Source organism: Shewanella khirikhana (genome assembly GCF_003957745.1).
GTDB lineage: Bacteria > Pseudomonadota > Gammaproteobacteria > Enterobacterales > Shewanellaceae > Shewanella > Shewanella khirikhana.
In genome coordinates this window covers 4,639,170-4,662,062 of the sequence record NZ_CP020373.1, presented here as the reverse complement: position 1 = coordinate 4,662,062, position 22,893 = coordinate 4,639,170, and the positions used below count along the sequence as shown (strand labels likewise).

The following is a 22,893-nucleotide window of genomic DNA, read 5'->3' as shown; positions in this document are numbered from 1 at the left end:
AGTGACTGCTATTGTACTTCTGTCTCTTTTTTTTGATTAGTCAGCCAAAATTCAACCCACTGTTTCACAGGTGTAACAATCATGGACTTAAATCGGGTACAGCTGTTTGCCGCAGTGGTGGAACAGGGCAGCTTCACCGCGGCCGCCGCCCAGCTTGGCGTTACCAAGGCCACCGTCAGTCGTAAAGTTGCCGAGCTGGAGAAAGATGCCGGAGTGCAGCTGCTATTTCGCACCACCCGCGCCCTCAAGCTCACCGAGGCAGGTAACAACTACTACAACCGCATCAATCGGATTTTGTCTGAGCTGCAACTGGCCGAAGAACAGCTGAGTGCCAGCCAGCAGCAAATTCGCGGCACCCTCAAGGTCATTTGTCCCATCGAATTGGGGCAGCTGTATCTTGGCCGGGTGTTAGCGCGCTTTTTGATGCAATACCCTGAAATTAATATTGAAACTGAGCTGACTAACCGCCGGGTAGACGTAATGGAAGAAGGCATCGATATGCTGTTTCAGATTTCCGATGTCAAAGACACCCGGCTGACAAGCCATGCGCTGATCCGCGCCGAAAAGATTTTGCTCGCCTCACCGGATTATCTGGCCAGATTCGGCACGCCAAAGGTCCCGGCCGATCTGGTACATCACAGAGCCATTCGGCTGACCTCGGCCCATATCGATGGCGTGTGGCGCATTTTCGATGGCGAGCAGTGGCAGGTGTTTGAGCCCGAGGCGCAGCTCACGGTCAATAATGTCACCCTGGCGCGGGAAGCGGCCCTCGAAGGTGTGGGGATCGCCGCCGTACCCACCCTGATAGCCAAAGATGCCATTGAGGCCGGGCAACTGGTGCCTGTGCTGGAAGACTTTCCCATGCAGCAGGCGAAAATCACCCTTAATTACCCCCAACGCGCCTACCTGCCGCGGCGCTACCGGGTGTTTATCGAATTCGTGTTTACCCATTTGTTCGAGCGATTTGGCGATGAGGTGCTGGAAGTGCCAGACTTTATCAAACGCTGAAACCGGGCCTGTTCGACGGTTGCAAACGGGCGCTACATCAGGAAATTTGCATTTACCGTACGAGGGGTTATCCTGTCCGGCAGGTGCTCAGGCTAACACTTTCGCATGAGCACTGAGGGTTCAGGGAAGAAGTGAACCTCAAAAACAGGGACTTATGGAACTCTGAATAACGAAAAAGGTGCAACATGAAATTCACCCAAACTCTGATTGCCGTCACCCTGACCTCCTTGCTTGCCGCATGCGGCGGCGGTGGCGATGACACCCCTCAGGTACAGATGGGCAGCTTCAGCCTGGGCGTATCGGATAACCCAGCCGATGCGACCGAGGTTAATATCGCCTTCAAACAAGTGGTATTGAAAAATGCCAGCGGCACTTACTCCTTCAACGTGGCAAACAACGGCGCCGCCAAGCAGGTTGACCTGCTGTCGTTCCAGGGCGCTTCAGCCGAGACCCTGGTCGAAGGCGTGCAGGTACCGGTTGGCGAATACCAGATGTGTATCTACATGGAAAACCGCGAAACCGTGGATACCGCCAGTTCATTTGTGAAAACCAACGATGGCAACGACCATGGTCTGGTGACCAACAGCAACGGCAGCTGCGGTGGCACAGGCGCCGAAGACGCCGACACCGGTCGCCTGTTCTTCAACAAGAGCTTCACTATCGCCGCCGGTGCCAACGACTACGTTGCCGAGTTTGACCTCGCCCGTGGTATTCAGGCGCCCCATGGCAACAAAGACTACTGGACCCTCAAGCCGACCTCGGTACAGCTGGTTAACCGCGCCGAAGTTGGCAACATCGAAGGTCTGATTGGCCCTGACACCATCGCCGCCTGTGAAACCGCGGCCGGTGGCAGCGAGTTTGCCGGTGCTGTGTACCTGTACGATGCAGGCACTGTACTGGAAAACATGAGCGACATCCGTGCTCAGGTTACCGAGCCCATGGTTGCCCCGCTGGCCGTAGCCCGCGTGAACGACATCACCGATGAAGCCGGTAACCTAACTGGCCATGGCTACGAGTTTGGCTATGTGGTGACCGGCAGCTATGCCCTGGGTTACACCTGCGTGGCCCAGAACGACGATCCTGAAGCCGACAATGCGCCCACAGACGAAGTTGCCCCCTTCTTCATCCACGCCGATGAGCAGGACGTAACTGTCACCCAGGGCGCCACCAGCAGCCGTAACTTCCCTGCCGACTACACCCCAGCGGGTTAAGTCGAATAGCAGTAAAAAAGCCCCTTAAAACAGGGGCTTTTTTTATGGCTTTGCGCCGTTAGCAAGCTTTCGAATAAGCCAATTTCTATTAGCGCAAAATAATCTATCTGTCTTTTTCGGGATTCTCTAAGCTGACTCTTGCCGTTTAAAAATTCAACAAACGGCGCCACCGACCACCGCAGGGAGCCACCATGAGCAAAGACCAAAAGAAAGCACCGCAAAAAAGCATGAAGGAAAAACGCGCCGCCAAACAGGCGAAGAAACAACAAGCCGGCAGCAAGGTTGAAAACCTCGGCAAAAAGGGCAAGTAAGCCAGCACCGCCGTGATAGAACATCCATGAAAAAGGCACTCAATTGAGTGCCTTTTTTGTGTTTTCAGCCCGTGCAATCAGGGCTTTAAGTAGGTATCAAGGAATTTAAGATACGCCTCGGAAGCCGCAATTCTGTTGGCCTTCTTGGTAAAGCCGTGGCCTTCGTCATCAAACAGCACATATTCCACCGGCACCCCATTGGCGCGGACTTTTTCCACCAGCTCATCGCTTTCCACCTGCAATACCCTTGGATCGTTGGCGCCCTGAATAACCATCAGCGGCCGCACTATATTGCTGGCGTGGAACAGGGGTGAAATCGCCTTGTGGCGCTCGCCATCGGTGGCCGGATCGCCCATTTCATCGTAGAGCGACTTGCGGAAACTCTCCCACCAGGGCGGTATTGAGTTCAGGGTACGTACCCAGTTGGTAACTCCAAAGATATCGATACCGACCTTGAATTCCTCCGGAGTGAAGGCCAGCGCAGCGGCCACCATAAAGCCACCGTAGCTGCCGCCGACAATGCCGATGCGGTCGTTGTCTACCCAGTCGAGGCTTTGCAGATATTTTTTGGCCCACACCATATCCTGCAGATCGCCTTCACCATGGTTTTTATCATCCAGATGGAAGAAGGTTTTGCCGTAACCTGAGCTGCCACGGTTGTTAACCGCAAACACCGTATATCCATGGTTCACCAGATGCTGGATGGTAGGGCTGTAGCCGCTGCGGCTCTGGCCACCCGGGCCGCCGTGAACCCACAAAATGGCCGGTGCCGGTTTGGCGCCATGGGCCAGCTTGGGCTGATACAGCAGCCCTGGCACTTCAAGGCCATCGAAGCTCTTGTAACGCACCACTTTGGAGGCCACCAGGCTATTGCGATCGATATCCGCGCTCAGAGCATTGGTCAGGCGCTTCACCGACGGCTCGCCAACACGCCAAACGTAGAGATCCGAAGGCGAAATGTCTGAGTTCAGATAAAACACCATGGTTTTATCGTCTTTGGAAAAACTCACGCCACGAATATCACCCGCAGGCAGCGGTGGCAGCGCCAACGCCTTGCCGGTTTGGGTATCTGTGATGCTGACCTCGGTTCGGGCATCGGCATTCACCGCCATCGCCTGATAACGGCCACTTTCAGAGAAGCCATAGTAGAGGATATCCCAGTCTTCCGAGGCCACCTTGGTGCGCTTGCCAGAGGCAATATCGTAGGCCCACACCTCATCGAATTCAGACTTGGCATTGCTGCTGTAATACAGGGTGCGGCCATCCGGCGAGAAGCTCTTCACTCCTTCAGAGGCCTCGAGGTCTGGCTCACTTACCATCACGGGTTTAAGGCTGCGGCTGCGCAAATCCAGCAAGTAGATGTCGCTATCTTTGTTGCTGACGGATTTGTTCAGCGCCACAAAGCGGCCACTCTTATCTATATCCCCAAGCGAAAAGCCCTGATCGTTTTGGAATACCCGGGTGCGCTCGTAGCTGGACGCATCGTAGCGGTACAGATCCATAAACTTGGGATCGCGCTCATTGGTGAGGATAAAGAATGACTTACCGTCTTCGGTAAAGCCGGCAAAGGAGGCTCGGGTATTATCGCCCGGGGTCAGATCACGGATGCTGCCATCGAGTTCGCGCACATACACATGATCCAGCTCGTTACCGCCCTGATCCTTGGAAAACAGCACCCTGTCGTCGGCCGGGAACCAGCGCTCGGGGTAGGTACTGTCTTCGAAATTGGTCAGCTGTATCTTGCTGCCATCAGCCAGACTCAGTCGATACAGGTTATAAATGCCCGACTCGTCAGAGCCCACCAGCACAGAACGGCCATCGGCACTGATGCTCGAGCCCGTGTAAGAGGTGGTGTCGTAGAAGGTTTTGGCGTCATAGCGGGGATGCGCCAACAAACGTGGCTTGGCCATGGGGCCCAGGGCTTCGGCGCCACTTTGGCTGGCCGTTGGCGCTGTGGCCGATTCATTTGATGTGGATTGGCACCCCATGACTGCCAAGGCAGACAGGCTTAGTGCCAGCATGGTTTTTTTCATGAAAATCCCTCTGGAAATTGTTAATCCGTTACCGCTGGAACTTACCCATCATGGGTGGATGAACTTGTTTAGACAAGTTCCTTTTGTAAGAAGTTACAACAAACTATGAGCAAGCCGACCAAGCACTGCCACGGCTTTTTGGGTCTTGTCGTCATCGTCGAAGGCACCACTTAAACGCAGGCAGTGGTTGTATTGCCCCGCCCCGGAAAACACATCCCCCGGGAAGAAGGCCACCCCTTCGGCAACCGCGAGGGACAATAGCCGCCCCGAGTCTATGCCGGGCAAGCTTACCCAGAGCACAAAGCCCCCCTCTGGCCGACCGATTTGAGTCTGACCCGGAAAGGCCTGCTCCACCCAGCCGCGCAGTTTTTTCAGATTCAGTTGCAGCCGTTTTCCAAGGCTTCCAAGGTGCCTGCCATAGCCACCACTGGCCATGAACTCCGCCACCAATGCCTGAATAATCAAAGGCTCAGATACATTCCGAAATGCCTTCAATTTGGCGATATCGCCATGATAACGGCCGCCGCACAGCCAACCGAGCCTGAGCCCAGAACCCAGCGACTTTGCCACCGATGAGCAGTAGATAACCCGCCCGTCAGTATCGAGCGCCTTCAGCGCCGGGATGCCTTTGCCCGGCTCCTGCAACTCAGAAAACAGGTCATCCTCGATAATCGCCAGATCGTGCTCTCCAGCCAGCGCCAGCAAGCGTTGCCGATTGGCCAGCGGCATTTGGCTACCGGTGGGATTGGAAAAATCCGGGCAAAGCACCAGAGCCGCCACCTGCCAACGTGCCAGCGCCAGTTGCAGCGCCTCCACACTGAGCCCCTGTCCGGGCGAGCAGGGAATTTCCAGCACCTTCATACCCAATGATTCAATCACCTGCAGCAGCCCGGGAAAACAGGGGCTTTCCACCGCAATGGTGTCGCCCGCGTGGGCAATGGCACTGAGGGCAAGTGAAATGGCATCCTGACAGCCACCGGTAACAAGCACCTCGCTTTCACCAAGCTCAATCCCTTGCAATATCAGCCGCTTGGCAATTTCACGCCTCAGCGGTGGATGGCCACCACTGAAAAGCGGTTGCAGCACGGTTGCCATCTCAAAGCGTGCCTGACGAGCCAGCAGCTTCGACAGAGCCGCTCTGGGCAACAGCCCGGGAGACAGGACCGCGGTACCCAAATCTGTGATGCCAGGCTGGGCACACCAGGACAGCACCTGCAGCATGCGGTTATGCACCTCATACCTGGCCGGCCCCTCCCCAGGTACCTGCGGCGTGCCGCGAAAACTCACATAAAAACCGGCGCCCGGCCGCGCCTGTGCCAGCGCCTGATCTTCCAACAGCCGAAACGCGGCCTGCGCAGTAGACATACTGATGCCAAAACGGCCGCACACCTCCCGAACCGAAGGCAAACGCTCGCCCAGGCCATAACGGCCTTCGCGGATCTGCCTGGCGATAGCCTCGGCGACTTGCTGATATTTTTTCATTTCAACCGATACAGTTTTGCCAAAAATCCACGATACAGTGAAAGTTTGCCCTGAAAGTGTATCGATAACTTAGTGCGGCGGCGCAGCTATTGCCAAGCAAAACTTTTTCTTAGGCTAGTAAGGTACTCTCTCAAAGCGCCGCGGGTGCGGGATTGCCCCAAGGTGCTTTTTATTTTCTGCTGCTTCAAGGAGACCCCATGCCGCTGGTTAGCCCCCTGCCTGCCGATTCCAACCCCGAAGTGGCCGAAATGGCCAAGTTCTTTAACGAAACCTTGGGATTTTGTCCCAATAGCGTGCTGACCATGATGCGCCGCCCCCGCATCGCCAAGGCCTTTATCGAACTGAACATGGCTGTAATGGAAAACAAGGGTCGCCTGACCAGCGCCCAGAAGCGCCTCATCGCCTATGTATCCAGCAATATCACCGGCTGTCGCTACTGCCAGGCACACACTATCCGCGCCGCCGAGCGATACGGCGCCGACGCTGAGCAGCTGGAGCATGTGTGGGAATACAAGACCCACAGCGCATTCAGTGAGGCCGAACGGGCAGCCCTGGACTTTGCCGTGGCGGCCTCAGTTGTGCCCAATGAAGTGGATGCCGAGCTGAATGCCAGACTGCATCAGTATTGGGAAGAAGATGAGATAGTCGAGATGCTGGGGGTTATCGCCCTGTTTGGCTACCTCAACCGCTGGAACGATTCCATGGGCACCACCCTGGAAACCGGCGCCATCGAGTCCGGTGAAAAGCTTCTTGGCCACCGCGGCTGGAATACCGGCAAGCACAAATAAGCTCAGCTCTTTAAACAAAAAGCCCCGCGGTGCGGGGCTTTTTGATGCGTTGGGACTAGCTGCAACAGCTGCCGGTTTTTTGCTTGCGGGGCAGTTTTTGCCACAGCACCCGGCCCATCAGGAAGGCGAGCAGCAGCCCGGATGAGGCCACCAGCCAGTCTGGCAGCATGGCATGCTCCTCACCAATCTGCGGCGCCACCTCAAAGCCAAAGGTCGCCACCAGATAGTTCACCAGCACACCAAACACCAGGGCCACACCCAGCACACCACCCAGGTAGCCAAACAGCGCCCGCTTACCCAGTTCCTTGGTCACCACCCCCAGGGTTGCGATATTGGTGGCTGGGCCTGCCATCATAAACACCAGCACAGCGCCGGGAGACACACCGGCCAGCAGCAATCCTGCCGCAATCGGGGTCGACGCCGTGGCGCAGATATACATGGGAATAGACACCAGCACCATCACCAACATGGCGAGAATGCCGTTACCCCATTGAGCCAAAAAGTCTGCCGGCACATAGGTTTGCACCAAAGCAGCGAAGAAAAGACCAATCAGCAGCCAGATGGCGGTATCGCGCACCAGGTCGGTTGAGGCATACACCAGCCCATCCCAAACTCGCTCTATCACAGAGGCAGGCTTATCCGCCGGGTGAGCATGCTGTTGCGTGCTGCCACAGCAGCCAGCATCAGCAGATTTGACCATGGACGCGGATGATGAAGACGCGCAGCAGCTTTGTGCCTCGGGCACTGCGGCCTTGGGGCTGCAACAGGAGGCCTTATCAGCGGCGGGCTTGGCGTCGCAACAAGAAGCCGCAACCGCCTTTGGCGTGCAGCAGGATCCCTGTATGGGTTCGGGCTTGGGCTCAGCTTCGGCTTTGCCGGAGCAGCAGCTGGCGCCAGTCTTTGCCGCTGTTTTTTCGGTAACTGGTTTGAAACTCACCGCCGGCGCCCCAGCCAGCTTGGCGCCGGTTGGGGTCATCAGTGGGCTGTCTGCCGCAACCGGTTTGAAGCTCATGGCTGGCCTGGCCACTGGCTTATCAGAAGGCTTCTCAAACTGCGTTTCAGACGATGCTTCTGTGGATTGGGATCTGTTATCCGGCTCATCCTCATCACGGCCAACCAGCAGCCCTGCCACAATGGCGCTGGTCACAGCAGCGATGGGGCGGATGATGGCCATAAAGGGCCCAAGCAACACATAGGAGACGGTCACTGAGTCGACGCCAGTCTCAGGGGTAGACACCAAAAACGAGGTGGTGGCCGCCTTGGAGGCGCCGCTGCGCCGAAGGCCCACTGCCGCCGGAATTACCCCGCAGGAGCACAGTGGCAGGGGCGCACCCAGCAGCGCCGCCTTAACAGTTGCCTTAAAGCCGTGACCACCGAGCTGCCTTTGCATCCACTCCATGGGCACAAACATTTTCAGCATACCGGCCAAAAACAGCCCGAGCAGCAGCCAGGGGGCGGATTCCAAAAATAAATGAAGAAAGTTGTTCAACAACATGAGTCATCATCCTTATGCTGTGCGCTGCCGTGATGTTCCGGACGCACCTGATGATTGGTTTCCAATGCTTCCAAAATGGAGCAGTGTTCGGCGCTCTCGGGGCCGCCGCAGCAGGCGTCCGACAAACGCTGTAAAGAATCGCGAAATACCGTCAGCTCGGCGATTTTGGCATTCACCTGCTCGAGCTTGTCATCCACCATACCTTTCACATCAGCGCAGGCCCACTCGGCCTTATTCAGCTCGATGGACAACAGCTCGGTGATTTCATTCAGGCTAAAGCCCACCGCCTTGGCACGCAAAATAAACTTGAGCCGGGCGGCATCATCGCGGCTGTAAAGCCGGTAGCCCGAATCAGTGCGCATCGAGGGCGCCAGCAAACCGTGCTTTTCGTAAAACCTCAGGGTATCGGCTTTCACCTCACAGAGGCTGGCCAACTCACCGATGCGATACATGTGTCTATCCCGAATTTCCAACAATGGCGCAAGTATAAACCTTGGAGTTTAATCCAAGGTCAAGGGTCTGTATTGGCTTGGGTGTCGTTCGCAGAACGATATTGTGAAATCACGCAGAAAAAACAGCGCCGGGCAGCGTTTTACGGTAGAATACGCGCCCATAAAAAGGTGTCTTGGCAGACCAATAAACTCGCGTGAGGGGAAACGCGAGGGACTTTTGGAAAATAAAACATTGATGCTGTTTTGTTTTCCGAAAGATCCTTGAACCCTTAACAGCGGAAAACTGTACCCAAAATGAATAATGCCAGACCCATTCGCCGCGCGCTGCTGAGCGTGTCCGATAAAACAGGTATCCTCGAGTTTGCCCAGGCACTGCATGCACAGGGCGTAGAACTCCTGTCCACCGGTGGCACCGCCAAGCTGCTGGCCGATAACGGCGTACCTGTGATCGAAGTTTCTGACTACACAGGTCACCCTGAGATCATGGACGGTCGGGTCAAGACCCTGCATCCCAAGGTGCATGGTGGCATTCTGGCGCGCCGTGGCCAGGACGAAGACGTAATGGCCGCCAACAACATTGGCCCTATCGATCTGGTTGCCGTTAACCTGTACCCCTTTGCCGCTACCGTTGCCAAGCCTGGCTGTACTCTGGAAGACGCCATCGAGAACATCGATATCGGCGGTCCTACCATGGTGCGCGCTGCCGCCAAGAACCACAAAGACGTGGTGATTGTGGTTAACGCCAAAGACTACGACCGTGTGCTGGCCGAAATAAGCGCTAACGGCGGCTCTACCACCCACGCTACCCGTTTCGATCTGGCTATTGCCGCCTTCGAGCACACTGCTGCTTACGATGGCATGATTGCCAACTACTTCGGCACCATGGTTCCAGCTCACAGCAGCGACGAGTGCCACGACGACTCCAAATTCCCACGCACCTTCAACACCCAGCTGGTGAAGAAGCAGGACCTGCGCTACGGCGAAAACAGCCACCAGAGCGCCGCCTTCTACGTGGATTTGAACAGCGACGAAGCCTCTGTGGCCACCGCCACTCAGCTGCAGGGTAAGGCCCTGTCTTACAACAACATCGCCGACACCGATGCCGCCCTTGAGTGCGTAAAAGAATTCGATGCGCCTGCCTGCGTTATCGTCAAGCACGCCAACCCCTGTGGTGTGGCCCTGGGCGACAACCTGCTGGACGCTTACAACCGCGCCTACAAGACCGACCCAACTTCTGCTTTCGGTGGCATCATCGCCTTTAACCGCGAGCTGGACGGCGACACCGCCGCCGCCATCGTTGAGCGTCAGTTCGTGGAAGTGATCATCGCCCCCGTGGTAAGCCAGGCTGCCCGCGATGTGGTTGCCAAGAAAACCAACGTACGCCTGCTCGAGTGCGGTCAGTGGACCGAACAGACCAAGGGTCTGGACTACAAGCGCGTCAACGGTGGTCTTCTCATTCAGGACCGCGATCAGGGCATGGTGACCGAGGCTGAGCTTAAAGTCGTGACCAAGCGCGTACCGACCGAAGCTGAACTTAAAGATCTGATGTTCTGCTGGAAAGTAGCCAAGTTCGTTAAATCCAACGCCATCGTGTATGCCAAAGAAGGCATGACCATTGGCGTGGGCGCAGGCCAGATGAGCCGCGTCTACAGTGCCAAGATTGCCGGCATCAAGGCCGCCGACGAAGGTCTGGTGGTTGAGGGCTCAGTGATGGCGTCTGACGCCTTCTTCCCATTCCGCGATGGTATCGACGCCGCTGCCGCTGCCGGGATCAGCTGCATCATCCAGCCCGGCGGTTCTATCCGCGACGAGGAAGTGATTGCCGCCGCCGACGAGCACGGCATGGCCATGGTGTTCACCAACATGCGCCACTTCCGCCACTGATAAGATTGAGGCAGCCTTAGGGCTGCCTTTCGCATTCAAGATTTAAGGAATAAGCAGATGAATATTCTCGTAATTGGCAGTGGTGGCCGCGAACACGCCCTGGCCTGGAAAGCCGCTCAGAATGCCGACGTAAATACCGTATTTGTGGCCCCCGGCAACGCCGGCAGCAGCCTCGAGCCCAAGGTGGAAAACGTGGCGATTGATGCCACCGACATCCCTGCGCTGCTCGCCTTTGCCAAACAAAGCAATATCGCCCTGACCATAGTTGGCCCCGAAGCGCCGCTGGTGATTGGTGTGGTTGATGCGTTTCGCGCCGAAGGCCTGACCATCTTTGGTCCAACCCAGGGTGCCGCGCAGCTGGAAGGCTCCAAGGCCTTCACCAAGGACTTCCTGGCCCGCCATCAGATCCCGACAGCGGATTATCAGAACTTCACCGAAATCCCACCCGCCAAAGCCTTTGTGGCCGAGCTTGCCAGTAAGACCGGCTTCCCAGTGGTTATCAAGGCCGATGGTCTCGCCGCCGGTAAGGGCGTGATCATCGCTCAGGATCAGGCCGAAGCCGATGCCGCCATCGACGATATGCTGGCTGGCAACAAGTTCGGTGAAGCAGGTTCCCGCGTGGTGGTGGAAGAGTTCCTCAAGGGCGAAGAAGCCAGCTTTATCGTGATGGTCGACGGCAAAAACATCCTGCCAATGGCCACCAGCCAGGATCACAAGGCCCGCGATAACGCCGACCACGGCCCCAACACCGGCGGTATGGGTGCTTACTCTCCAGCCCCAGTGGTAACTCAGGACGTACACGACTGGGTGATGGCCAACGTTATTCGCCCAACCGTGGACGGCATGGCCGCCGAAGGCAATGTTTACACCGGCTTCCTGTATGCCGGTCTGATGGTCGACCCTCAGGGCAAGGCCAAGGTGCTGGAATATAACTGCCGCTTCGGCGACCCAGAGACTCAGCCCATCATGATGCGCCTCAAATCCGATTTGGTTGAGCTGTGTCTGGCCGCCTGCCGCGGTGAGCTGGATAAGGTGACCGCCGAGTACGACAGCCGCGCCGCCGTAGGTGTGGTGCTCGCTGCCGGTGGTTATCCCGATGACTACCGCAAGGGCGATGTGATTGAGGGCCTGTCCCTTGGCAACAACGACGCCAAGGTATTCCATGCCGGTACCAAGATGGTCGATGGCCGCGTTGTCACCAACGGTGGCCGCGTACTGTGCGCCACTGCCCTTGGCAACACAGTGACCGAAGCCCAAAAAGCCGCTTATGCATTGGTAGATGAAATCCACTGGGATGACGTGTACTTCCGCACCGACATTGGCTATCGCGCCATTGCCCGCGAAAAGCGGTAAATTGTCATCTATTCAAAAGCCGGCACCTGCCGGCTTTTTTGTGTCTGAAATTTGACGAACGTCAAAGACACCATTCTGTAACGCAATGAATTTCTTATATTTAATTCTTTAAAGCTAAGAAGGAAAGGTTATAATGCCTGCACAATAACAGTACAAAAAGACCACAAGGACTACCCATGAGAAACACAGTGGCCATGCGAAATACCCTGGTTTTCACCGCCCTGAGCCTGGCCCTCTATGGCTGCGGTGGCGGCGGTTCTTCCGATGGCGATGGTGGCACCACCACGCCACCTGCCGCGACCCTGTACACCGCCAAGGCCCAAAGTGGCAGCGGCGGCCAGCTGTCTCCCGCCAGTCTCAGCATCGAAGCAGGCAAACAGGGCAGCTTCACTGTAACGGCAAGCAGCGGCTTTACCCTGGATACCATAGAAGGTTGTGGCGGCACCTTGTCGGGCAGCAGCTATACCACCGCCGCCATGGCTGCGGATTGCACCGTGAGCGCCAGCTTTATCACCAATGCCGCCAATGCCATTCGCCACCGCGACCACAGCCTGGCCACTGATGCTGAGCTTATCAGCCACGCAAGGGAGGCCGTCGCTGCCGCCGAGGGCTCCCGTAAGGCGCTGGTCGATTCCCTGTATCAGGGCATATCCCAAATCAGCTGGCACCCGAGCCACGACTCCATCACCTTCACCAGTTTCCTGCCTGAGCGCACCCATACCTTACTGCCCGCCAATAAAGATGGCGGTGGCAACAGCGCCAATCGTGGCCTGGTAATGGTGTCAGAAGAGGGTGAATACCGCAGCGCGGCCATGGCAGCAAACCTGTTTTCGGTCAGTACCTCCACCGAAACCGATATGCTGCTCAAAGGCCTCATCGGCTGGCTCACCAAGGGCGCCGACCAAACCGAGGGGCTTAGCATAGTCACGGCGCAAATGCCGAGCCGCGCCGACAGCTGGTATTTCCCTCATAACGAAGGGATTCGCACCTGGCTGACCAATAACTATGCCAATGCCCACAGCATTAACGAAGCCAATAGCTGTGATTACAACGAGTTATCAACTTGTATAGACAACCTTAAGCCTGACCTGATTATCCTGTCGGACATAGACCGCAAGTCACTTGGCCATGAGGGCATAGCTGCAGCCGTCGCCAAGGCCAGAGCGGCGGGGATCCCGCTGCTGCTGTCCAACTACTGGCGAGAAGCCAGCCCCATGCTCAGCCCGCTGTATCAGCAAATGGGCTTGGTGACCTATGGCAACTATTGGTCGAAACTCAATGCCGACAATCTTGCCGTGAGCGACATCCGCGCCAGCGATGCCAATCTGGCAGCGGTCGACCGTCTGCTGGCCAACCTCGGCGCAGGTAACTTCGATACCGCGCTGCTGGCCAACTGTGGCGGCAACTTCCTCTCCTGTAACGAGGCAGGCTTTGTTGATGCCTTCAAAGCCGGGGCCGACTGGCTTAGAGGCGCTGCCGTCACCCTGGATAATATGGGCCAGGATGCCTTGTCATTGGCAGGCGCAGACACCCTGCATGCCGCCGTGCTGCTTGCCGACAAATACCGCGCCGCCATCGACTACCCCATCGCCTGGGAAGAGCAGCAAAGCTGGCAGCAAGCCATGTTCGCCGACTGGCTGGTGAACTATGCCCGCAAGGACAATCCGGCTCAGGCCGACCTCGGAGAATACGTAACCGACAGGAACAATCTCGCCAAGGGCAGCAACGCCAGTTACGCCCATCCGGCCACAGTTACCGAGCGCAAGACCCTGGGCGTGCCCTACCCCAACCAGTGGACCACCACCGGCTGGTATGTGCTGCCGGGGCAAACTGTGACCCTGAATCGACTGGATAACAGCGATGCACGGGTGGAAATCAAACTCAACTACCACAGACGCAACACCAACCGCGCCTTCGAGCAAAAGGTGTACCGGGCGCCACTGGAGCTGGCAACCCAGCGCCTGCGACTGGAAAAAGGCGAAAGCATCAGTTTTTCAAGCCCCTACGGCGGACCTCTGTACCTGTATCTGGGTGGCAGCGGTGAAGCCCTTAGCGCAGACATCAGCGCCAGCGGCGTAACCCGCCATCCGGCCATCATGAATTTCAGCGATGATAGCCAAATCGCCGCCTTTAATGAGCGCCTGAGCCAGACCGAACTGCCCCATGTGGATCTGCGTACCGATGGCGCCGAGCAGCATATGCGCCGTGACCGCTTTACCAATGCCATTGGCGGCGCCGTGGCCGATGTGAATGCACTGCTGAAAAGCATCTCGGAAGATCATATCAATGCGGTCTACACCCTGGCAGGCTTTAAAATTCAGGGCAAGTCCCTGGCTGAATCTCTGCCTGCCGATGTGAAAGCCGCCTGCACGAATCTGCTTGGCAGCGAGTGCCTGGATGAAACCCTGCACACCCGCAAAATCATCCAGCACGCCAACTACGACCAGAACGCCCACTGCGGCGCCGGTTGCAGCGGCAACCCCTGGGATGCGGCCTGGAACATCAGCCCCACCGGCTGGGGCGATAACCACGAGCTGGGCCACAACCTGCAAACCAACCGCCTCAATGTGCAATATGCCGCCGCAGGTGACGCCGACAACTGGGCCGGTTACGGCAGCCGCGCCGGGGAAAACTCCAACAACATCTTCCCCTACGTTGTGAAATGGCAGGCCCATTATCTGCGTGACGGCAATACCACCCCCATCACCGATGGCCATATGAACCATAAAGATTTGTTTTATGTGTTTATGTCGGATGCCGCTGGCGTGAAAGACAGCAGCGGCAACCGGGTGGTGCTTGGCGCCAACTGCAAGGTACTGGATGCGGGCAGCGACCGCTACGAAGCCCCCTGGAAGAGCAACAACTACGCGGTACACAACGGCTATCGGATGGCGTTTTACATCCAGATGGCGCTGCGCAGCCACGGCATGCAGCTGGCCGATGGCACCCACTTGGCCAATGGTTTCAATATCTTCACCCTGCTGTACCAGCACCAGCGCATCTTTGGCGCCTTAAGCGGTAATCAGGCCGATTGGGATGCCAATAAAGACCGTCTCGGTTTTGGTCTGTTCCCCTTTGAAGGCCATAGCGTTTACGCGGGCAAGAAGGTGCGGGATATTCCTGGCAACGACTTTATGCTGGTGTCGTTAAGCAAGCTCACCGGCATCAACTGGCAGAGCCATTTCGATATGCTGGGGCTGCGCTACTCAAGCCTCGCTGCTACCCAGGCGCAGGCCAATGCCACCAAGGGCAGCCTGCCGATGGGCATGTATGTGCTGGAGACCGACCTGCCGCCAGCCAATATGAGCGAAGGCCTGAGCTTCCTGCCGCTGTCACTCTCAGATGCCACCACCCAGTGGCGTGATGGCAGCTCACCGGCAAGTTGCAGTTTGTAAAACAAAAAAACGCCCTTAGGGGCGTTTTTTATTGGCTTAAGAATTTACCTCAGTGGCCACCGGCAATGGCCTTTTTGGCGATTCGGTCAATGGCCGAGGGCCACAGCAGACGCACCCAACGGCCAAGACGGCCTCGGCGGGACATAATCAACATACGCTCGCGGCAGGCAATGGCGGGGATCATGGCTTCGGCGCAAGCCTCGGCACTCATAATCTTGTCTTCTTTCATCGGCGTGGTGCCAAGCGGATTACCCTTGCCATCCAGGGCCCGTTTATGGATTTGCGAGACCACAAAGTCGGGGCAAATTACCGTGACGGCCACATCATCGTCGGCAAGCTCGATTCTGAGCGAGTCAAAAAAGCCCATCATGGCATGTTTGGAGGCAGCATAACCGCTGCGTGTGGGTACGCCGGTCAACCCAGCCACAGAGGCAATAGCGACCACCTGGCCATGGCTTTGCTTGAGATGCGGTAAGGCATAGTGGGTGAGTCTGGCGGGGCCGAGGTAATTAACCTGCATGATCTGCTCGAGCACCTGAAGATCTTCCAGCTCATCGAAGCGGGACCACATGGTCATACCGGCGTTATTGATCAAAATATCGAGGCGGCCGTACTTGTCTATACAAGCATCCACCAAGCTGCGGCACTGCGCCTCATCGGCCACATCTGTGGCCACCAGCAGCACGTCTGCCGCCGAGCCCAGCTCCAGCTGCAGTGTTCTGAGGCGAGCCTCATTGCGGGCGCTCAGCACCAGGCGGCAACCCAGGCGTGCCAGTGAGCGGGCCAACGCCCGACCAATACCTTCCGAGGCACCTGTGAGTATCACCACCTTGTCCATCAGGCCATCCATAGGTCCCCCAACCTTATTTATCCTAACTAACAAGGATTTACACTGTCACAATCGGGGGAAACTTGCAATATCAGGCCAATCGGGCCAACTGCGGCCGGCCGTGGTAGTCCTCCAGCGGCTTGGGCCTGCCGACGGCATAACCCTGGGCATAATTGATGCCTATTTCTTCCAGTTTGCGGATGATGTCCTGGCTCTCGACGAATTCCGCCACGGTTTCTATGCCCATCACGGCGCACACATCGTGAATGGATTTCACAATGGCGTAGTCCTTGGCATTGCCCGCCAACTGACGCACAAAACAGCCGTCGATTTTCACATAGTCCACCGGCAGCTCACGCAGATAACCGTAAGACGCAAAGCCGCTGCCAAAGTCGTCGATAGCGAAGGCAAACCCCTGTTTACGAAGGTTTCTAAGCATATCCAATGCCCGCTGACGGTTCTGAATGGCCGAGGTTTCGGTGATTTCAAAACAGATACAGCTTGAAGGGGCACCGGTACGTTTAAGCTCTTCAACAATAAAGGTTTCCATGCCTTCAACCCCGAGCGAATTGCCCGACAGGTTAATGGACAGGCAATGGTCGCTCCAGAGCTCAGGACGGGCCGCCAGCCATTGCATGGCCTTTGATACCACGGCCTTGTCGACCTCGGGCATCAGCTTGAAGCGCTCCGCCGAGGCAATAAACTGCGCCGGCGGCAAAATGCGGCCATCGGCCTCACGAATTCTCAGCAGCACTTCCAGCCGCTGACGCGGGTTGCCCGCATCCAAAGCATGGATGGGCTGGTAGTAAAGCTCCAGCTCGTGGCTGTGGATCGCATGGGCAATGCGCATGGCCCATTTAGGCGCATTACGCTGATAATTCAGCTCTTTATCTTTGTCATCGTAGAAGTGGATTTGGTTGCAGCCCTTACGTTTGGCAGCCACGCAGGCAATGTCGGCGTCTTTGAACAGCTCCTGCAGCGGTGGCAAAGGCGCCCGGGCAAAGGCGACCCCAATACTCACACCGACCCGGTAACACTGGCCGCGATATTCCAGCACCTGCATCGACAACTGCCGCTGCAATTCTTTAAGCACCATGGCCACTTCATGGGCACTGCGACCAAGCAGCAGAATGCCGAATTCATCGCCCCCCAAACGCGCCAGAATTTCTTTGGAATTCAGGCAGCTTTGCAGTGCTCTGGCAACCATCCGCAACATCTTGTCGCCCTGCAGATGACCACAGCTGTCGTTGATGATTTTGAATTGCTCCAAATCGAGGTAACAGACAGCTGCCGAGCCCACATCGCCACTGATGGTTTGCAGCCGCGACTCGAAAGTGGCGCGGTTGGGCAGGCCGGTAATGGTGTCTTCCTCGGCCTGACGGCGCAGCTCGGCCTTAAGCCGCTCTTCGGCTGTCACGTCCCGCAGGGCCATCAGCGCTCCCTGCAGCTGGCCTTGATGATCTTCGATACGGCTCAAACTGTATTGCATCAGCTTATTGGCAAAGCGAAGCCGCCCCTGACGCCGCTGCTGGCCGGAACCGATAAGAAAGTCGGAGATGGTGGATGTCTTCAGGCCCAGCTCGGCCACCAGGCTCTTGCCTTCGAGCTGCCCGGCCTCAACCCCAAGCAGCCGGGCCGCAGGCGGATTGAGATACAGCAATTGTCCCTGGGTGTCGGTCAGCAGCACAGCATCGGCAATGCCTTCCAGAATCGCCCTTGCCCGCTCTTTCTGGGCAAAGATTTCCGCCAGTAACTGATTGCTTACCCTTGAGAAATGCCGCACCTCGGTGCAGCCCTCGGCACTCAGTGGCTGATATTCACTGGCGCTGGGGTCGATATTGCCAAGCTGCGCCATCAGTCCCCGCAGTGGCGCTACCAGACTGCGGCGGATCCACACATAACCAAGTGCCAACACAGACACACCCAGGCCCAAAATGCCCCACACCACCCAGTCGGGCGTAATAGCCAATCCGCTGTAATCGGCAGTGCCAAAACTGACCTGCAATGCCAGCGGTGTGGCGCCCAGGCTGTCGATGGGCACCAGATGGGCGTCAGCGGGGCTGCCCGCCACAGGCACCATGCGGATCCGCTCCACAAAGCCGGTTTGCCCGAGGCGATTGAGTTCGTTGTCGGAAAGCGCGCGGGACACCAATACTCTGGCGTCGCCTATATGAATGGAGGTGAGGATATGGGGGCCACTATCGAGCAGCACGGCGCCGACGACTTCATCGTCAAGCGCCAGCGTTTGCAATACGTCATCGGGCAAGCCTGCGTCTGTGCTTTGCCCAAGCACCGACAGGCCGCCGTCGGTAAAGCGGTAAAAGTGCAGCCCCAGCGCATGGGTGCGCTCGTGCCAGGCCGAGTCCATGCTGGCCTGCGCCTCCGGCGGTAAGGCCTTTAACGGCCCGGCATAGATGTGACTGAGCAGCAGCTGCCGTTTGACACTGCTTTGATAGTGCTCGCGAATACTCGCCAGCTCCTGAGAAATGTTCTGCTCAAGCAGGGACGATGCCTTGTTGTCGAACCAAAGCCCCAATCCCCAATAGACCAGCAACATTGCCGGCACGCAAAAGCCCGCAATGAAAACCAGAAATTTTCTGCCAATGTGCATCTTAAACCACGGCTGTGTTCACCCCACGCAGGTCAAATACCTGCCGGGTACTGCGATAACGCGGCGAAACATACCTTATTTGCGGCCGCGCCGAAACCAGTCTTGTGCCTTCCAATGCAAAAACAGCGGCAGCTTGCCTAAATCCATGACAATTCGCTTTGACTTAGCGCATTTTTTGGCACAAACAACCGGCACTCTGTGATTTTTTTGTGATATTTCGGCGATATTTGAGTGAAGTTCTCAAGGGATGCTGCTCTCCATCAATCACAAAAAGGAGAGACACCATGGCCCACAAAATTTTGCCCGCAGGCGCCCTGCTTGCCGCTGCCCTGCCCTTTATCGGCAACGCCGCCGAATTGGACATCAGCATCACCAACCTCACCCACGGCAACCACTTTACTCCGGTACTGATTGCCGCCCATGGCGCTGATATGCACCTGTTCCAAAGTGGCGAAATGGCCACTGCCGCGCTGCAAAAAATGGCCGAAGGCGGCGCTATCGACGAGCTGGTTACTCAGGTCGAAGGCGCCGGTGGCGTAACAGTACAAAACCCCGCAGCTGGCCTGATGGCTGCAGGTAGCAGCGTGTCCGGCGTCATGATGGACAGTGGCAGCCAAACCCACCTGAGTGTGGTCGCCATGGTACTGCCCACCAACGATGCCTTTATCGGCCTGGATAGCTGGCCTATTCCCACCGAGCCTGGTACCTACACCCTGTATCTGAATGCCTACGATGCCGGTACCGAAGCCAACGATGAAATCATCAATGGCGCGGGCGCTCCGGGCCAGCCAGGTATTCCGGCAGCACCCGGCGGTGATGGCGGCAGCAACGGCACCGGCGTGGCCGACGGCTCAACCAATGACAAGGTGCATATCCACCCCGGCGTGCTGGGTGACACCGACCCCAATGGCGGCGCCTCTGATCTCGACAGCCGTATCCACCGCTGGCTCAACCCCGTGGCCCGCGTGGTTGTCACTGTGAAATAAGGAGGCTCAAGATGAATAAGCTTCCCATGAAAACCAGCCTGCTGGCGCTTGCCCTGTTGGGGCTGGGAGCCTGCTCCGACAGTGACAATCTGCCACCACCGCCGCCGGAGCCACCTGCGCCACCTCCAGTGGTGATGAAGAGCTTTGAAGTTACAGTCACCAACCTCACCGCCAATCAGCCGATGTCGCCGCTGGCGCTTGTCAGTCATGATGATGACATAGCACTGTGGCAAATAGGTGAAAGTGCCAGCGTGGCGCTGGAGCAACTGGCCGAAGGTGGCGACAGTAGCGGACTCGATGCCATCAGCGGTGTTGATACCCTGGTGCGCGGCACAGGCATTTTGCCGCCGGGCATGAGTGAAAGCCTCACGCTCACACTCGCAGAAGATAAGGTAGATGCCCTGTCGCTGCTGACCATGCTGGTTAATACCAATGATGCTTTCAGCGGTTTCAACGCCATGGATATCGAGTCCATGGAAAATGGCGTCAGCAAGAGCCTGAGGCTGATGGCATACGATGCAGGTACCGAGGCCAACTCCGAAGCCAAAGGCACCATCCCCGGCCCAGCCGATGGCGGCGAAGGTTTTAACGCCGCGCGGGACGATGTGAACCGGGTTCATGTGCATCCGGGTGTTATCAGCCAGGACGATGGTTTGGCCGACTCAGTGCTGCACGCGTCACACAAGTTCGACAACCCTGTGCTCAAGGTAACCATCACACGCACCGAATAAGGGTGAAAGAAAAGGCGCCGGCGTCGGGTCATCTTGTTACCTGTCACCGCCGGAGCCTGTGTGATGCCTTATCAGATTAATGGAAGCAACACCAAAGATAGCCATGCTATGGAAGGAGGGGTGCAGATCCTGCTTGTGGAAGACGAGCAGGATTTGGCCCAAATGATTATGGTTAACCTGACGGCCCTTAATTTCCGGGTCTTTCACGCCGCCTCTTTGCATCAGGCCAAGGCGCTGCTGCAGGCCAAGCGTATCGATCTGGTGCTGCTCGACCGCATGTTGCCCGATGGCGATGGCCTGTTGCTGTGCCAGCAACTGAGAAACGCAGGCCAGGAGATGCCGGTGATGCTGCTTACCGCCCGCGATGGCGAGGCCGATACAGTTCTTGGGCTCGAAAGCGGTGCCGACGACTATATGACCAAGCCCTTCAGCGTGCTCGAACTGCGTGCCCGTGCCAAAGCGCTGCTCAGACGCCGTCTGACCGCCGCACCTTCACGGCAGCTGATCGAATTTGAGGGACTGCGCATCGATGTAGACTCCCGCGAAGTGGTCGCCTTCGACAACCCCCTGCCCCTTACCGCCAAAGAATTTGATTTGCTTGCCTTTTTGGCCCGCCACCCGCAACAGGTTTTCAGTCGCACCCAACTGCTGGATGCCGTGTGGGGCTATCGTTTTGATGGCTTCGAGCACACGGTCAACAGCCATATCAATCGTCTGCGGGGCAAACTCGCCCATATCCCCGGCTCCCGTGAGCTGGTGCAAACCGTGTGGGGCGTGGGCTATAAATTTGCTCCTCCCGCAGCCCAGGCGGCATTGCACTGATGAAAACCCTGTTTTCCCGGCTGCTGCTGGCCTCGACCGTATTGATGCTGGGGCTGATGCTGGCTCTCGGCGCCTTTTTGGAGCAAAGCCACCGGCTGGGGCGTGACAAGGTGCAGCAATCGCTGCATCTGGAGCTGGCGGCCCATATGGCCCATATCAACCCCATGCTGTCGCGGGGTGTCACCTCCGACAGCGCCCTCAAAGAAGCCTTTCACGACTTTATGCTGCTGGGGCCAAGCTTTGAGATTTATACCCTAAGCCCCACAGGACAGGTGCTGGCATTCGATGCCGCGCCAAACAAGGTCGTCACCGGCAAGGTGGATTTGGCGCCGATTGCGCGCTTTTTGCGGGGCGAGCCCCTGCCGATTACCGGCACGGATCCGCGCTCCGGCAAGCAGCAAAAGATTTTTTCGGTCAGTGAGCTGAAAGACCCCAGCGGCAAACTCACGGGTTACCTTTATGTCATCATCGGCGGCGAGATTTACGACAGCTGGCATCAGCTGCTCGCCAGTGACATCCAGAGCCGCGGCCTTGGCGCCGGCATGCTGCTGGCCATTGGCTTTGTGATAGCGCTGTTTTTGCTGCTGGCCAAGGCGCTGAGCACACCGCTCAGGCGATTGAGTAAAGATTTGGAAACCCTGCGGCTGTCGGGTGCCGAAGTGGGCCACACCACATTGCCGGGGCATTATGGAGGCGGCGCCGAAATAGAAAGTCTTGCCAATAATATCAATCTGTTGCTGACAACCTTGTCGCAGCAGCATCAAAAACTGGTGAACCAGCAAGTGGCCCGGCAACAGTTTTTGTTGCACTTATCCCACGATCTCAAGACGCCACTGACCTCACTGCTGGGTTATCTGGAAACCTTCCTCATTACCGCAGAAAAGCAGCGCGACACCGCCTGGCTTGAGGCCGGGATGCGCTCGGGGGAAAAACTTAAATCGCAACTTGGCGAGCTGCTGGAGCTGGCGGCGCTGGAAAATGGGCAGATACGGGTGCGTTCGCGCCTAACGCCGCTTAAGCCCGTGCTGGACGAGCTGGGTCAGTGCTTTGCGCCCAAGGCTCAGCAGAAACAGATTGAACTTTGTATCGACGATCCAGGCGCCTTGTCGCTGCATACCGATCCGCAACTCTTTGGCCGGGTGCTGGCCAATCTGGTGGACAACGCGCTGCGCTACACCCCTCAGGGCGGCAAAATCTCTGTCAGCCTGCTTGAGGGCGAGCAGCAGACCATCAGCATTCGCGACACAGGCCCCGGCATGGGCGCCGAATTGCAGGCGGCCTGGCAGCAAACCGGCAGTACGGATTTGCCGCAGCTGGGAGTCGGCCTGTCTATCGTACGCCAGTTGACCGGCCTGCTGGGCATGAAGCTGATGCCCGTCAGCCGCCCCGGTGAGGGCTGTGAGTTCAGAATTGAACTGCCAGCCTGAAAGGCCGTGTAAATACCACAGCGTCCAGCCCATAGGCGACACATCCTGAACAATTGGCATTCAATAACCGGCTTT

The 22,893-nt window shown here is 57.3% G+C and carries 16 protein-coding genes; 10 read left to right on the top strand and 6 right to left on the bottom strand.

The genetic code is table 11. The features are described 5' to 3' along the window. The first annotated feature begins 81 nt into the window (after nucleotides 1-81). Both STH12_RS20410 and STH12_RS20405 read left to right on the top strand, forming a co-directional pair. Nucleotides 82-1,008: a LysR family transcriptional regulator gene (locus STH12_RS20410; RefSeq protein ID WP_126169240.1), complete on the top strand. Its 927-nt coding sequence runs from the start codon at nucleotides 82-84 to the stop codon at nucleotides 1,006-1,008. Nucleotides 1,009-1,193: 185 nt separating this feature from the next. Further along, nucleotides 1,194-2,219 (top strand): DUF4382 domain-containing protein, encoded by a 1,026-nt coding sequence (locus tag STH12_RS20405; protein ID WP_126169239.1) that lies wholly within the window; start codon nucleotides 1,194-1,196, stop codon nucleotides 2,217-2,219. Between the two features lie 388 nt (nucleotides 2,220-2,607). Here STH12_RS20405 and STH12_RS20400 read toward each other — a convergent pair whose 3' ends face one another. Further along, a complete protein-coding gene (locus STH12_RS20400) occupies nucleotides 2,608-4,563 on the bottom strand; it encodes a S9 family peptidase (protein ID WP_126169238.1) in 1,956 nt (651 codons plus the stop codon). A 93-nt stretch (nucleotides 4,564-4,656) separates the two neighbouring features. Next, nucleotides 4,657-6,045 (bottom strand): aminotransferase-like domain-containing protein, encoded by a 1,389-nt coding sequence (locus STH12_RS20395; RefSeq protein WP_126169237.1) that lies wholly within the window; start codon nucleotides 6,043-6,045, stop codon nucleotides 4,657-4,659. A 197-nt stretch (nucleotides 6,046-6,242) separates the two neighbouring features. On the opposite strand from STH12_RS20395, the gene STH12_RS20390 reads away from it, so the two are divergent. Beyond that, nucleotides 6,243-6,833 (top strand): carboxymuconolactone decarboxylase family protein, encoded by a 591-nt coding sequence (locus tag STH12_RS20390; protein ID WP_126169236.1) that lies wholly within the window; start codon nucleotides 6,243-6,245, stop codon nucleotides 6,831-6,833. A 55-nt stretch (nucleotides 6,834-6,888) separates the two neighbouring features. Here the strand turns inward: STH12_RS20390 and STH12_RS20385 are convergent, their stop codons facing one another. Together STH12_RS20385 and zntR are read right to left on the bottom strand one after the other, a co-directional pair. Beyond that, nucleotides 6,889-8,328, bottom strand: coding sequence for an SO_0444 family Cu/Zn efflux transporter (locus STH12_RS20385; RefSeq protein WP_126169235.1), 1,440 nt, complete (start codon nucleotides 8,326-8,328; stop codon nucleotides 6,889-6,891). Then, on the bottom strand, nucleotides 8,319-8,780 hold the full coding sequence (gene zntR / locus STH12_RS20380; RefSeq protein WP_126169234.1) for a Zn(2+)-responsive transcriptional regulator: 462 nt from the start codon (nucleotides 8,778-8,780) through the stop codon (nucleotides 8,319-8,321). The genes STH12_RS20385 and zntR overlap by 10 nt, the downstream gene beginning before the upstream one ends. 294 nt (nucleotides 8,781-9,074) lie before the next feature. On the opposite strand from zntR, the gene purH reads away from it, so the two are divergent. The 3 genes from purH to STH12_RS20365 all read left to right on the top strand — a co-directional run bounded on the left by purH (nucleotide 9,075) and on the right by STH12_RS20365 (nucleotide 15,412). Next, a complete protein-coding gene (gene purH, locus STH12_RS20375) occupies nucleotides 9,075-10,664 on the top strand; it encodes a bifunctional phosphoribosylaminoimidazolecarboxamide formyltransferase/IMP cyclohydrolase (RefSeq protein WP_126169233.1) in 1,590 nt (529 codons plus the stop codon). A gap of 57 nt (nucleotides 10,665-10,721) precedes the next feature. Next, entirely contained in the window at nucleotides 10,722-12,017 is a 1,296-nt protein-coding gene (purD, locus tag STH12_RS20370) for a phosphoribosylamine--glycine ligase (protein WP_126169232.1), read from the top strand. Between the two features lie 194 nt (nucleotides 12,018-12,211). Continuing rightward, nucleotides 12,212-15,412 carry an ImpA family metalloprotease gene (locus STH12_RS20365; RefSeq protein WP_126169601.1) on the top strand — a complete coding sequence of 1,067 codons (3,201 nt, stop codon included), beginning with the start codon at nucleotides 12,212-12,214 and terminating at the stop codon, nucleotides 15,410-15,412. Nucleotides 15,413-15,461: 49 nt separating this feature from the next. On the opposite strand, the gene STH12_RS20360 is transcribed toward STH12_RS20365, so the two are convergent. Beyond that, nucleotides 15,462-16,262: an SDR family oxidoreductase gene (locus STH12_RS20360; protein WP_126169231.1), complete on the bottom strand. Its 801-nt coding sequence runs from the start codon at nucleotides 16,260-16,262 to the stop codon at nucleotides 15,462-15,464. 70 nt (nucleotides 16,263-16,332) lie between these two features. Then, a complete protein-coding gene (locus STH12_RS20355; RefSeq protein ID WP_237158889.1) occupies nucleotides 16,333-18,798 on the bottom strand; it encodes a putative bifunctional diguanylate cyclase/phosphodiesterase in 2,466 nt (821 codons plus the stop codon). A gap of 338 nt (nucleotides 18,799-19,136) precedes the next feature. Between STH12_RS20355 and STH12_RS20350 the strand changes: the two genes are divergently transcribed. The 4 genes from STH12_RS20350 to STH12_RS20335 all read left to right on the top strand — a co-directional run bounded on the left by STH12_RS20350 (nucleotide 19,137) and on the right by STH12_RS20335 (nucleotide 22,818). Further along, nucleotides 19,137-19,838 carry a spondin domain-containing protein gene (locus STH12_RS20350; protein WP_126169229.1) on the top strand — a complete coding sequence of 234 codons (702 nt, stop codon included), beginning with the start codon at nucleotides 19,137-19,139 and terminating at the stop codon, nucleotides 19,836-19,838. Nucleotides 19,839-19,849: 11 nt separating this feature from the next. Further along, complete coding sequence (locus STH12_RS20345; RefSeq protein ID WP_126169228.1) at nucleotides 19,850-20,569, top strand: spondin domain-containing protein; 720 nt, start codon at nucleotides 19,850-19,852, stop codon at nucleotides 20,567-20,569. Between the two features lie 63 nt (nucleotides 20,570-20,632). After that, a complete protein-coding gene (locus tag STH12_RS20340) occupies nucleotides 20,633-21,391 on the top strand; it encodes a response regulator transcription factor (protein ID WP_126169227.1) in 759 nt (252 codons plus the stop codon). Continuing rightward, the gene (locus STH12_RS20335; protein ID WP_126169226.1) at nucleotides 21,391-22,818 is read left to right on the top strand and encodes a sensor histidine kinase; all 1,428 of its coding nucleotides are present in this window, start codon (nucleotides 21,391-21,393) and stop codon (nucleotides 22,816-22,818) included. The genes STH12_RS20340 and STH12_RS20335 overlap by 1 nt, the downstream gene beginning before the upstream one ends. Nucleotides 22,819-22,893 lie beyond the last annotated feature (75 nt).